This window comes from Pseudoalteromonas sp. SR43-3 (assembly GCF_014163875.1).
GTDB classification, from domain to species: domain Bacteria; phylum Pseudomonadota; class Gammaproteobacteria; order Enterobacterales; family Alteromonadaceae; genus Pseudoalteromonas; species Pseudoalteromonas distincta.
Genome location: NZ_JACJEC010000016.1, coordinates 1 through 13,378, shown reverse-complemented (window position 1 = coordinate 13,378; position 13,378 = coordinate 1). Strand labels below are relative to the sequence as shown.

At 39.3% G+C, this 13,378-nt stretch carries 12 protein-coding genes and 1 other annotated feature (1 of these 13 cut by a window edge); of the genes, 4 read left to right on the top strand and 8 right to left on the bottom strand.

The genetic code is table 11. The annotated features are described in order from the left end of the window. Positions 1–76: a sequence feature (Phe leader region), on the top strand (it extends 42 nt beyond the left edge of the window). 44 nt (positions 77–120) lie between these two features. Continuing rightward, positions 121–1,278 carry a chorismate mutase gene (locus tag H5088_RS15520; protein WP_002962945.1) on the top strand — a complete coding sequence of 386 codons (1,158 nt, stop codon included), beginning with the start codon at positions 121–123 and terminating at the stop codon, positions 1,276–1,278. 61 nt (positions 1,279–1,339) lie between these two features. Here the strand turns inward: H5088_RS15520 and tyrA are convergent, their stop codons facing one another. The 6 genes from tyrA to ffh all read right to left on the bottom strand — a co-directional run bounded on the left by tyrA (position 1,340) and on the right by ffh (position 6,317). Then, entirely contained in the window at positions 1,340–2,473 is a 1,134-nt protein-coding gene (gene tyrA, locus H5088_RS15515; protein WP_002962944.1) for a bifunctional chorismate mutase/prephenate dehydrogenase, read from the bottom strand. 241 nt (positions 2,474–2,714) lie between these two features. Further along, complete coding sequence (rplS, locus tag H5088_RS15510; RefSeq protein ID WP_002962189.1) at positions 2,715–3,074, bottom strand: 50S ribosomal protein L19; 360 nt, start codon at positions 3,072–3,074, stop codon at positions 2,715–2,717. A gap of 33 nt (positions 3,075–3,107) precedes the next feature. Continuing rightward, complete coding sequence (gene trmD, locus H5088_RS15505; protein ID WP_002962190.1) at positions 3,108–3,875, bottom strand: tRNA (guanosine(37)-N1)-methyltransferase TrmD; 768 nt, start codon at positions 3,873–3,875, stop codon at positions 3,108–3,110. After that, positions 3,875–4,411 carry a ribosome maturation factor RimM gene (gene rimM / locus H5088_RS15500; protein ID WP_024604448.1) on the bottom strand — a complete coding sequence of 179 codons (537 nt, stop codon included), beginning with the start codon at positions 4,409–4,411 and terminating at the stop codon, positions 3,875–3,877. Before rimM ends, trmD begins: the two co-directional genes overlap by 1 nt. Before the next feature lie 17 nt (positions 4,412–4,428). Continuing rightward, positions 4,429–4,677 (bottom strand): 30S ribosomal protein S16, encoded by a 249-nt coding sequence (gene rpsP / locus H5088_RS15495; protein WP_002962192.1) that lies wholly within the window; start codon positions 4,675–4,677, stop codon positions 4,429–4,431. 260 nt (positions 4,678–4,937) lie between these two features. Next, positions 4,938–6,317, bottom strand: a complete 1,380-nt coding sequence (gene ffh, locus H5088_RS15490) for a signal recognition particle protein (RefSeq protein WP_002962194.1) — start codon at positions 6,315–6,317, stop codon at positions 4,938–4,940. Positions 6,318–6,569: 252 nt separating this feature from the next. Between ffh and H5088_RS15485 the strand changes: the two genes are divergently transcribed. Next, a complete protein-coding gene (locus H5088_RS15485) occupies positions 6,570–7,376 on the top strand; it encodes an inner membrane protein YpjD (RefSeq protein ID WP_002962197.1) in 807 nt (268 codons plus the stop codon). A 61-nt stretch (positions 7,377–7,437) separates the two neighbouring features. Then, on the top strand, positions 7,438–8,706 hold the full coding sequence (locus H5088_RS15480) for an HlyC/CorC family transporter (RefSeq protein WP_182753583.1): 1,269 nt from the start codon (positions 7,438–7,440) through the stop codon (positions 8,704–8,706). 49 nt (positions 8,707–8,755) lie between these two features. Here H5088_RS15480 and H5088_RS15475 read toward each other — a convergent pair whose 3' ends face one another. Together H5088_RS15475 and gshA are read right to left on the bottom strand one after the other, a co-directional pair. Next, positions 8,756–9,367, bottom strand: coding sequence for a transglycosylase SLT domain-containing protein (locus tag H5088_RS15475; protein ID WP_002962200.1), 612 nt, complete (start codon positions 9,365–9,367; stop codon positions 8,756–8,758). A gap of 148 nt (positions 9,368–9,515) precedes the next feature. After that, complete coding sequence (gene gshA, locus H5088_RS15470) at positions 9,516–11,093, bottom strand: glutamate--cysteine ligase (protein WP_182753581.1); 1,578 nt, start codon at positions 11,091–11,093, stop codon at positions 9,516–9,518. A 589-nt stretch (positions 11,094–11,682) separates the two neighbouring features. On the opposite strand from gshA, the gene H5088_RS15465 reads away from it, so the two are divergent. Next, complete coding sequence (locus H5088_RS15465) at positions 11,683–13,230, top strand: methyl-accepting chemotaxis protein (RefSeq protein ID WP_182753578.1); 1,548 nt, start codon at positions 11,683–11,685, stop codon at positions 13,228–13,230. Positions 13,231–13,378: the final 148 nt, after the last annotated feature.

The window sequence follows — 13,378 nt, the reverse complement described above, 5'->3', positions numbered from 1 at the left end:
TATAGAAGAGGCTTCCCTGTTTGTGAGATAAAATCAATCGAATAGTAAAGCCTCCCAACCGGGAGGCTTTTTTGTTTTTGCTGTGTAATAACAGCCTACTTTTGGAATGAGGATACCAAAATGACAAATGATGTATTAAATGCACTAAGACACGATATAAATGAAATAGACTCCGACTTACTCGTGTTATTAGCTAAACGCCGTCGCATTAGCCACGGTGTGGTTGAATATAAAATCGCCAACAACAAGCCAATTCGCGATGAAGCACGTGAACTCGCGCTTCTAGAAAAATTAATTGGTTATGGTAAGTCACTGGGTTTAGATGCTTACTACGTAAATAATGTGTTTCAAACTATTTTGGAAGATTCAGTTTTACACCAACAAGCAATGTTACAAAAAAACCTTAATCCAGACGCACTGAGTGAAACACACCGTGTAACTTACTTAGGTGGTCAGGGTTCTTATAGCCAGCTTGCATGTCATAAATACTTTAGTCGCCGCCCTGGTAAATTAATTGAAATTGGCTGTACATCGTTTGACGAAATAACAGGTAAAGTAGAAAACGGCCAAGCTGATTTTGGTTTATTACCGATTGAAAACACAAGCTCTGGTAGCATTAACGAAGTATTTGACTTATTACAGCACGCACAAGTCTCTATTGTTGGAGAAGTCACTCACAGTGTAGAGCATTGCTTACTCGCAAACCCTGATACTGAACTTAGCCAACTAACAAAAGTATTTGCACATCCACAACCATTTGCACAGTGCAGCCGTTTTTTACAGGGCTTAGGTGATTTACAACATGAAACTTGTGACTCTACATCAAGCGCATTACAATCAGCTCTAAACACACCAAATAGTGCTGCAATTGGCTCTGCACAAGCAGGAAAAAATGTCGGCCTTGAAGTCATCAAATCCAACCTAGCTAATCAAAGCGAAAACCATAGCCGCTTTATTGTTGTTGCGCGTAAACCTCTGCAAGTGTCTAACCAAATTCCAACTAAAACTAGTTTAATCATGTCGACAAAACAGCAAGCGGGCTCACTAGCCGATGCGTTGATGATTTTTAAACAGCATAAGATTAATTTAGTAAAACTTGAGTCGCGCCCAACTCCGGGCAATCCGTGGGAAGAAGTATTTTATGTAGATCTTGAAGCAAACTTAGCTGATAGCCAAGTAAAAGAAGCGCTAGAAGAGCTTAAAGAACACACCCAATATGTGCGTATTTTAGGCTGCTATCAAAGCGAGTCATTACAGGCAGTAAGCGTTAATACCTAATACACACTTTCATAATTAAAAAGGGCCGATATCGGCCCTTTTTAGTAAAAAGTGACAAGTATTAGTCTAAAACTTTTGAATCATTCGCTTTATTTAATAAGCTTCGGCTTTGTGTTAAAAAGTGCTCTGTTGAGTCAGAAAAGTAAACTTTCGCCTGTGCAAAAGAATCAATAAGCGCTGCTTTATCTCCTGCTTTTAATTTTTCCAATGTACTTGCAAAAGTGTCTTGGTACTGTGCGAGCAGGCTCTCTACATCATCGAATTGCGCTAACATAATATCTGAGTACAACTCCGGCGACTGCGCAAATAAACGCCCTACCATCATCAGCTCTAATTGATAAATAGGTGACGAGCAACTACGTAACTCTTCTAGTGTATGACTTTGTTTTGCTAAAAACTGTCCGTACACAAATGTTGTTAAATGGCGCATTACCTGAATAATTTGCATTGCTTCGTCGTGCTTTTTAGCATCAAGCTCAACAAGCTGACAACCCCATACTTGTAACTGCTGTAACAAACCTTTTGCCGCTTGGTGCTCTCGCCCTTCACATACAACGACCGTTTGTTTTACCCAATGTGATATGTCAGGGCCAAACATAGGATGCAAACCAACCACAGGGCCACTGTGCGCAGCTTTTAGTGCTTTAATAGGCGATTGCTTTACCGATGTAATATCAACTAGTAAACAGTCATCATCTAGTTTAGGTAACTTAGCAACTACTGCGTCCAATGCATTAATTGGTACGCTAATCATTACCAGCTTGGCACCTTTTAAAATATTTTGCGCATCGTTTTGCTGATCTTTATCTAAAACTTTAACTTCGTAACCTGAGCGAATAAACTGCTGAGCAAATAGCTGCCCCATAGCACCTTGACCACCTACAATAACAATTGGCGAAAGCTCTGGCGCTGCACATGCAAGTTTTGCTTGTTGGTTTTGATAGGCTTCTCGCATCATGCGTCTTAGTATATCTTCAACGAGATCGGGGCTTACATTTTGGTTTATTGCTTCTTGTCTTCTTGCCGCTAATAGCTCTGCTTCACGATTAGGTGCATGTAAAGGCGCGCCTGTTTGTTGTTTTATCTCACCAATTTTTTGCGTAATACCATTACGTTTAGCAAGTAAGGCAACAAGTTGTGCGTCGCATTCATCTATACCTTCTCTCAGCTGTGCTAAATCACTTATGTCAGCCACGTTCATACCACCTTAAAAAACAAATAACGTAAATATAAATTTACATAAAAGTAAACTAATCAATACGATAAATACTAACAGGATCAGCTAATTGATAAAAGGCTAAAGCTTAAATTTTACTAATAAGGAAATAAGAATTGAGAATTGAGAATTGAGAATTGAGATAATAATATTCTAAAACCAAAACGGGTTGCAACCCGAAGGATGCAACCCGTTTTTTTGCGTTGATAAACAGCGCGTATTAGTTAAGTTTTTCTCTAATACGTGCAGATTTACCAGAACGCTCACGTAGGTAGTAAAGCTTAGCACGGCGAACTGCACCGCGACGCTTAACTGCTACGCTATCAATAAGAGGGCTGTGCGTTTGGAATACACGCTCAACACCTTCACCGTTCGAAATTTTACGAACTGTGAATGCTGAGTGAAGACCACGATTACGCTTAGCGATTACAACACCTTCAAAGGCCTGTAGACGCTCTTTAGCACCTTCTTTTACTTTTACCTGTACAACCACTGTATCACCAGGGCCAAATGCAGGTACGTCTGTTTTAAGCTGCTCATCTTCAAGCGCTTTAATAATATTTTGGTTTACTTTTGCCATTATGTTTCTCACTTTCCTAGGTGTAACTGTCTTCTAGCCACAAGCTTTTTGGTACTCTTGCTGAAATTCTGCGAGTAATACCGCTTGCTCCTCAGTCAGAGCTAGGTTATGCAACAAGTCAGGACGTCGTAACCAAGTTCTACCTAATGACTGCTTAAGCCGCCACTTTGCTATCTCTTGGTGGTTTCCACTGAGTAATACAGCAGGAACCTGTTTGTCGTCCAATGTTTCTGGTCGTGTATAGTGTGGACAATCTAACAAGCCATCCGAAAACGAATCTTGTTCTGCTGACTGGTTATGACCTAACACACCTGGCACTAATCGCGCTACTGCGTCAATTAATGTCATGGCAGGTAGTTCACCACCACTCAAAATAAAATCACCAATTGACCATTCTTCGTCAACATATGATTCTATTATTCTCTCATCTATACCTTCATAGCGACCGGCAATCAAAATCAGTTTATTAGAGTTAGCGAGTTCGCTAGCGCCCTGCTGATCAAGTTTGCGCCCTTGCGGGGACATATAAATTACTTTAGCGCCATCACCAGCTGCTTTTTTAGCTTCGGCAATCGCTTTTTTTAATGGCTCAACCATCATTAACATACCTGGTCCGCCCCCGTAAGGACGGTCATCTACGGTTCTATGCTTATCTAAAGCGTAGTCTCGCGGATTCCAACAGTTAAAATCAATTAAACCATTTTTTACTGCGCGACCGGTAACACCTTGGTCTGTAATAGCGTCAAACATGTCTGGAAAAAGGCTTATCACCCCTACCCATAATGAACTAGTTTGCGTCATTAAAACCCTGGGTCCCAATCTACGGTAATTTCTTTTGCGTCGTATTTAACTTCTTTAATAACTGAATCAGTTAAAAAGGGAATCAAACGTTCAGCTTGACCAAATGCGTCTTTACTGTTTGCTTTCACAACTAGTACGTCATTTGACCCTGTCTCCATAAGGTCATCAACAATGCCTAAGCTATAACCTTTATCGGTTACAACAGACATGCCAATGAGATCTCGCCAATAGAACTCACCTTGCGGAAGTTCTGGTAAATGCGCTGCATCCATTGAGATTTCAGCATGGGTATAAGCCATTGCTTCGTCTCGGTCGTTTATCTGCGCAAATTTAGCGATAAAGCCTTTGTTGTGGCGACGCCAGTCGACCACTTCTAAGGACTGCCATTTACCTTGCTGCCCTATCAACCACGGGCTGAAATCGAAGATCCCTACGGGATCATCAGTAAATGAATGTACCTTAAGCCAGCCCTTTATACCATATGGGGCACCGAGCTTTCCTACGACAATTATTGATGAGGTGTTCTCTTGACTCATGGTTACACTTACGCCTATTAAGCCGCTTTACGAGCGTCTTTTACTAACTTAGCTACGCGATCTGAAAGAGATGCGCCCTGACCTACCCAGTGTTCAACACGTGGTAAATCTAAACGAATTTTTTCTTCTTGACCTGAAGCAATTGGGTTAAAAAAGCCTACTTTCTCGATGAAGCGACCGTCACGCGAGAAACGGCTATCCGCAACCACAATTTGATAGAAAGGGCGTTTTTTAGCGCCACCACGTTGCAAACGAATAGTTACCATACCGTCCTCTATAAAGATTGACTGTTTTCATTAATAAGATTTACTCCCCAGAATGGGGAGCTGGGGAATTGTACGAGTTTTTGGCAATAACGCAAGCAAGAAGTGAAGCAAAAAGACAGTTTAGTAGGTTAAACCGTGATCTCAACGACAAATTAGGGTTAAAGGTGTATTACATGCATAATTTATTCAACAAAAAAGGAGCTATTTGCTCCTTTAAATATGATTCGCTATTATTTTAAAAAATAACTCAAAAGTATTTTTTAAAACTTAGGACCACCGCCACCCATCATCCCAGGTGGTAACATGCCTTTCATACCACGCATCATTTTAGTCATGCCGCCTTTACCTTTCATCTTTTTCATCATTTTTTGCATTTGCGTAAACTGCTTAAGCAACTTATTAATCTCTTGTACTTGTGTACCAGAGCCAGCAGCTATGCGTTTTTTACGCGAACCTTTGATGATTTCTGGACGTGCGCGCTCTTTTTTAGTCATTGAGCTAATAATAGCTTCCATTTGGATAAATGTTTTGTCACCCATTTGGCCTTTAACAGCATCTGGTAAGTTAGACATACCAGGGAGCTTATCAAGCATCGACATCATGCCACCCATATTTTTCATTTGCTTTAATTGATCAGCAAAGTCGTCAAGGGTAAAACCGGCACCTTTAAATACTTTTTCAGCAACTTTGGCAGCTTGCTCTTTATCTACTTTCATTTCGACTTCTTCGATTAATGAAAGTACATCACCCATACCTAAAATACGCGACGCTATACGGTCTGGATGAAAAGGCTCTAGTGCGTCAGTACGCTCACCCACACCCATAAATTTAATTGGTTTGCCTGTGATATGACGAATAGATAAAGCAGCACCACCACGTGCATCACCATCGGTTTTTGTTAATATTACACCGGTTAGTGGCAGGGCTTCGTCAAATGCTTTAGCTGTATTTGCCGCATCTTGACCCGTCATTGCATCAACAACGAATAAAGTTTCAATTGGGTTGATTGCTTTGTGAAGATCTTTAATCTCGTCCATCATGTTGCTGTCAACATGTAAACGACCTGCGGTATCAACAAGTACTACATCTATAAATTTCTTTTTAGCATGAGAAATTGCAGCGTTTGCAATATCCACTGGCTTTTGCGAAATATCACTTGGAAAGAAATCAACGTCAACTTCTGTAGCAAGCGTTTCTAGCTGTTTAATCGCAGCAGGGCGATAAACATCGGCACTTACTACAAGCACTGATTTCTTTTTGCGTTCTTTTAAAAACTTAGCAAGCTTAGCTACACTGGTGGTTTTACCCGCACCTTGCAGACCCGCTACCATAACAACGGCTGGCGGTTGTGCATTTAGGCTTAGCTCTTCATTGGCCTCACCCATTGCTTTTTCTAGTTCTTCACGCACTATTTTTATAAATACTTGGCCTGGGCTTAAGCTTTTTGTAACTTCAACCCCAACTGCACGTTCTTTAACTTGTTTTACAAACTCGCGAACAACAGGCAGTGCCACATCGGCTTCTAAAAATGCCATACGCACTTCGCGAAGTGTGTCTTTTATGTTGTCTTCAGTCAGACGGCCACGGCCACTGATATTTTTTAAGGTTTTACCTAATCGTTCTTGGAGGTTCTCAAACATGTAACGGTTCCGATAAGACGTTTATATCAATCCATTAAAATTTTACGGTTAGTTTGATTTTCAATTAACCAGGATTGACTTATTAAGTTTCAATTAAAAGTAGTATACCGTATATGGCGTCTTACAATACAGTGTTCAAGTGCACCTTGTTGAGTTTCTTTTTTTAAGGTCTATGCATTTGCTTTGCTATAAAATACAATGGCTATATAACAACAAGGATTATTTTGTCTCAAATTAAGTGGCCCAAGCACAATGCTGATTATTAGTTTAACTATTATTGCCAGTTTATTTTATGTGTTAGCAACGTCTCACGTGCTCTCACGCCTGTTTCATCAACAAGGCCCTAGCCAAAAGGTAACCGTCATATTGAGCACGGTTGCTATAGTGGCGCATATGCTGCTGTTAGTTAACTCTGTTTTTAGATCCGACGGTCAAGACTTAAGTATTGTAAACGTCTCCCTTTTAACATGCTGGGTTATTGTAGTTTCAGTAACAGCTGTGTCGCTAAAGTTCCCTGCCACTTTATTATTGCCCGTTGTTTATGGTTTTGGTGCTTTACTTACAATTGCCAGTTTATTTATTCCTCATCATATTTTACTGCAAAGCATTAATATTGAGGTTGGCTTAGTAACACACATTTCCTTATCCCTATTGGCCTACTGTATTTTAATTATTGCTACTTTATATGGTGTACAGTTCTACTTTATTGATAAACGTTTAAAACGTAAAGATTTAGCAATTGTGCATAGTCACCTTCCGCCTTTGATGGTTGTTGAGCGCCAGCTTTACCAACTCCTTAATTTAGGCACCATATTACTCACGTTCGCATTACTCTCGGGGTTTGTATTTCTTGATGGGATGTTTGCTAAAGAGTTCATTCATAAAACGATATTGTCGTTAGTTGCGTGGGCTATTTTTGCCATTGTAGCCATCGGGCATATGAAAAAGGGTTGGCGCGGTAAACCTGTGGTTATTACGATCATGGTCGCTGCATTTGTCCTCACACTCGCATATTTTGGCAGCCGTTTCATACAAGAAGTGATACTAAATAAGTTTTAACTTGACTCTGCTTGCTCACTCTAGCTTAATACGCATTGATTTATAAGAAAAGGATCCATCGTTGGACGACATATCGACAAGTACCCTATTTATCATTTTAGGTTTTTTGGTGCTTTTTTCTGCTTATTTTTCTGGTTCAGAAACCGGAATTATGTCAATCAATCGTATACGCCTGCGACACCTCGCTAAAGAGGATCATCGTGCAGCTAAACGAGTCAGTAAATTACTTAGCCGTCCAGATAGGCTCATCGGTTTAATCTTAATTGGCAATAATCTTGTCAATATAGCTGCAGCTCAAGTTGCTACCATTATAGGTATTCGCCTTTACGGTGACCTTGGTATTGCTATCGCTACGGGTGTGTTAACTTTAGTCGTGCTTATATTTGCCGAAGTAACACCTAAAACTCTTGCTGCCCTTTATCCTGAAAAAGTTGCTTTTCCAAGCTCAATAATACTTAAAGGGTTACTAAAAATTCTTTTTCCTTTTGTTGTTATCGTTAACTGGATGACCAACGGGATATTGCGATTATTTGGTATTAGTGCCGCTCAAATCGACGAGCACAGCATGAGCAAAGAAGAATTAAAAACAGTGCTCAATGAGTCTGGCGCACTTATCCCTGCTCGCCATCAAAGTATGCTGACCTCAATTTTAGATTTAGAGCAAGTAACCGTTGAAGATATCATGATCCCACGTAACGAAATTGTGGCTATTGATATTAATGATGATTGGAAACTAATTAGTCGCCAGCTTACCCATGCACAACATACTCGCGTGTTGTTGTATCGCGACAGTATAGATGACGCAGTAGGCTTTATTCACTCTCGAGATGCACTTCGTCTACTTACAAAAGAGCAATTTGATAAACCATCTTTGCTGCGTGCTGTACGCGAAATTTACTTTATCCCAGAGGGAACATCACTTAACACTCAGCTGTTAAAGTTTCAGCAGTCTAAAGAGCGTATTGGCTTAGTAGTAGACGAGTATGGCGATATTCAAGGTTTAGTAACGCTTGAAGATATTTTAGAAGAAGTTGTTGGCGATTTTACAACTACACAAACTCGTACGCCAAGCGAAGAAGTAGAAACACAAACTGATGGCTCTTGTATTGTAGATGGCGGCGCTAACGTACGCGATTTAAATAAAGAGATGGGTTGGGATTTCCCACTAGACGGCCCAAAAACTTTGAGTGGTTTAATTGTTGAATACTTAGAAGATATTCCCGATGCAAATATTAGTCTACGTATTGCGGGCTACCCTATTGAAGTACTTGAAGTAAAAGAGAATATGATAAAACAGGTGAAGATTCAGCCTAATAAGCGTTCTCGCTAAGTAAAAAAAGGAGCCGATTGGCTCCTTTTATACATCCATTAATAACTCTCTAGCCAAATATAAGACGTTCAAACCAACCTTTATCAAGCTCGTCTTCACAGCGCTTTAATTGCGCACCATAACGGCTCGCTCTGTGTTTAACTTTATTTGCTACACCCATTAACCACTTTTTCTTTTTATATGTGCCACGCTTATAGCCACCCCAACCTTCATGATAATTAAGGTATTGTGCGTAAGCATCCCATTTAGAGATTTTATTTACTTTATGCGTTTTATAAACAAACCACGCCATAAAGTCGATTGCATCGTCAAAGTCGTCTCTATCAGCACCATTGTTGCCTGTTTCACGAATATAATCTGACCATGTTGGTGTTTTAGCCTGTGAGTAACCATAAGCATCACTTGCGCGACCGGTTGGAATTATCCATAAGAAGTACTCCATAGGCGGAGCAGCATCATGCTTAAATGAGCTTTCCTGGTACATCATACTCATGAGTACATGCTTAGGAGAACCCCATTTTTCTTGCGCATCTTTTGCGTCAAAATACCAATCAGGTTTTTCTTCAAAGATTTTACATAGATCGTTAGGTTGTTTTGGAGGGGCTGTAGCACAACCAGCTAAAGTAATGGCAAGAGATAAAATAATTGCATTTTTTTTCATTTTTCTAAGATCTCACAGAACTTTTCTAAAAAGTGTGGGTCTGACTCAATGAATGCAGCAGTACGGCATTAGTTCATCCCTGAATATATATTTACGCAGCCTACTTAGGCTGCGTTTTTTTTTGCTTAAATTTTACTAAGTATTAAGATTATTTACCGCCAAAATACGCATCTAAAAAGGCGGTAAATGACTGGGTATCTGCTTGCTCAATTGCAGTTTGTGCTTCGTTAGACTCTACAACCTGTTGTTCCAGCCAAGGCTTTAAAAACTCACTGTAATCAGTGTCTGCGTGGCTTTGTTTGTATTTATTAGCCAGTGCTAGTGCAAAGTGACCGTTGTCTAAACCAGACTCTTTTAATTGCGACACGTAACGTCCAGAACAAGTAAGCTCTGGATTATGCACCCACGTTGCCATGCGCTTTATAGTATCGGAGTAATAATTAACACCATAAGCATTATCCATCCATTTAGCGACATCAGTGAGCTGTGCAAATATTTCATCGCCCCACGACTGAAGACTACGCTGTGTGTTATTAAAGTTAAGCATTAGCCCTTCTTCTCGACCTTGATTGACTACTGTGTCGAGGTTTTCAGTACTGCGTGCTTGTTCTTTCCAATCCATTGGAGCTGAATCTTTTAATAAACAATACGTTAAAAACACATCTAAAAAGTGAATTTGCTCAATATCAATACCAACTTCGCTAAACGGATTAACGTCTAATGCGCGAATTTCTACGTATTCAATGCCTGCTCGAAGCAGTGCATCCGTTGGCGTTTCGCCACTTTTAGCATTACGCTTAGGACGAATTGGCGAGTAAAATTCGTTTTCAATCTGCAGAATATTTTTATTTAACTGCTTAGGGTTTTCACTCTTATAGTCATCAAGATCACCATAAATTTCTGATGGTGTATTGATTGCTTTTTTAAGGCCTGCTACATATTCATCTAACGAGTTATACATTACGCGTAGTGACGACTGAGCGCTATTCGTATAACCTAAATTGCCTAAACGCAGTGCCGTACCAACTTCTAAGTAAAGTGTACCTTTACCTAGTTTTTTAAATGGTAAATCGGTTTTTCGACCTTGTAAAAATGAGTTACACAATGCTGGCGATGCACCAAACATGTAACTTATTAGCCATAGTTCGCGTTTAAAGTTACGAATAAGCGCTAAATAACCTTCTGAAATAAAATCTTGAAGGCTTGCATTGCTTTTTTGTAACGAATGAAGCGATTGCCAAAGCGTATCTGGGAATGAAATATTAAAGTGAACACCTGCAATTGCTTGCATCATACTTCCGTAACGATTTTTTAATCCTTCACGGTATAGTGTTTTCATTTGACCAGTATTTGAACTACCAAATTGAGCTAAAACAATATCATCTTGGTGTTCAATAAAGCATGGCATACTAATAGGCCAAAGCAGTTCATCGTCCATCTTTTCTAGAGTGAACTTTTGAAGATCTTTTAATTGCTTAAGAGTTTGCGTTGACGACTCACTAACTGGAGTAATAAATTCAAGTAAAGATTCAGAAAAATCAGTTGTGATATGGCCATTAGTTAATGCACTGCCCACCCCTTCTGGGTGGCCTTTAGGTGATATAGCACCATTCTCTTGTATTCTCAGCGACTCTCGCTCTATGCCACGTTTAATGCCTTTAACTGCATGTTGGTGCTCATTTACTGATAACGCTTCGAGTGCGTTAGCTAAATCATGTGTTGTCAAAAAATCTTTCCTCGGGCCACGTGGCTTAATCATAAGGTTATGGGGACTAATTACTTAGACTCAAGATTAATACCAATTTTTATTGAAAATATGATCATTGTATCGCATTAAATAGCGCACTCACTGCGTTAAAAATTATTCATATAGAACAACTATATGCCATAATTTTCGCCTTGCTATTGTGCTATTTTCTTAGCGCTATAATAGATCACTTATTTAATGCAACTGGTATAAATTGCTAAGAACTATATAACTTTTCAAATTTAATAATTATTTCCCCACTTTATACATGCGCTTAATATGACCAACATCATTATATTAAGTCGTAATATTGCCATTGCTATGTGCATTATACAAATGCTTTAAATACGTATTTAACTATAAATCAAATAAGTAAAATATCAGCTTAAAGTAATAGACCGGAACTTATGCAAAATCAGTTCGCTTTAGCTGTCCGGTATTTAAACTTGATCTAGATCAATAAATACAATTATTAGTCTTATGAGCATAGAAGGAAGGACGCTATTTTTTGCTTTGTAGAGTGTAAGCAATATAATGACTGCAACAATAAAGGATGATAATAAATACAATGCACAATGATAAAAGCTTAAAAAATGAAGAAGTATACTTTGATGAATCACAAGAGCTGGTTTCCACTACTGATCTTAAAGGTGTAATAACATACGTCAATCAAGCGTTTTGTGCTGTAGCAGGATATAGCGCACAAGAGCTTATCGGTCAGCATCATAATATTGTTCGCCACCCTGATATGCCAAAAGCAGCCTTTAAAGAAATGTGGGCAACATTAGAACAAGAACACTCGTGGCGCGGTATGGTTAAAAACCGCTGTAAAGATGGCCGCTATTACTGGGTAGATGCCTTTGTAACCCCCATTTTTGAACATGGCCGACTTGTTGGTTATCAATCTGTAAGAACCAAAGCAAACTCTCAACTTAAGCAACGTGCACAAACACTTTACAACAAAATAAATACCAACAAGTCATTATTTAAACTACGAGAACACACCACAATAAGACAAAGCCTTACTTTTATAAGCCTATTATTTTGGCTGATTTTTATTGCTGTTGCGGCATCAATCACCATTGCTGCAATTAGCCTATTTATTTGTGCTTTAGTTATTGTGCTAAATTATGACGAACTCATTGTTACCCCTAAAATATTACGCGAACAAAAAGCAAAAGCCGATTCAATCTCTCGTTATATTTACAGCGGCCATACACCGCACAGTGTAAGTGATTATAGAGAGCAAATGCTAAGTGCAAAATTGCGCACCGTCCTTGGCCGTATGAAAGACTCAACATTAAGCTTTAATGGCATCGCGACTGATTTAGACAAACAATCAACACTCACCGAAAAAGGGATTTCTTCTCAAGGTGAGCGTTTAGAACAAATTGCATCAGCGATGACTCAAATGAGTTCTACCATTGGTGAAATATCAGTAAATACCGCTCAAACAGCGGATAAAGTGAATAACACCCATCAAAGTTGCTCAGAGATAAAAGACCACATTGCTGATAATAGTAAAATGGTATCTGACTTAGCTTCTCAAGTAGAACAAGCTGCAAATACAGCCACCAGCTTAGCCTCTGAAGCAGATAAAATTGGTAAGGTAATGAGTGAAATAGAAGGAATTGCCGATCAAACTAACTTACTTGCTCTTAATGCAGCGATTGAAGCAGCTAGAGCGGGAGAACATGGTCGAGGCTTTGCTGTAGTCGCCGATGAGGTAAGGACTCTTTCGTCACGCACTCAAAATGCTACGACACAAATCCATAGTTCTATTAAAGAAATACAAGACACTTTATTTAGCTGGTCCAAAGTAATGCAAAGCACTAAAGCACAAGCCGATAACTGTGTTTTGACAACCGATAAAACCCAAGTTGAATTAGAGGATATTTTTATCAAAATCAGTGAAATATCTCACTTGGCAATACAAATATCATCCGCTGCAGAAGAGCAACAAATGGTTAGTAACGACATTAGTAATAATGTTTCGCAAATTAAAGATTTTGGCGATAACAACTTAAGTTTAAGCTTTAATGTGGCAAAAGGTGCAGCTGAGCTTCTTGAAGGCTCACGTAGAGTGAATGATTTATTACTAACCTTTAAAGTTTAACAAACATAAAAAAGCCGCTATTTTAGCTGTCTCTTGATCACAAGTCTGACTCAAGAGATTTTGCTAAATCGTAGCCTTCCAGGATGGCTTGTAACTTAAGCCATCCTTGCCATAACACTTTCACAGATGCACGCCCTGTGCGCTTGGT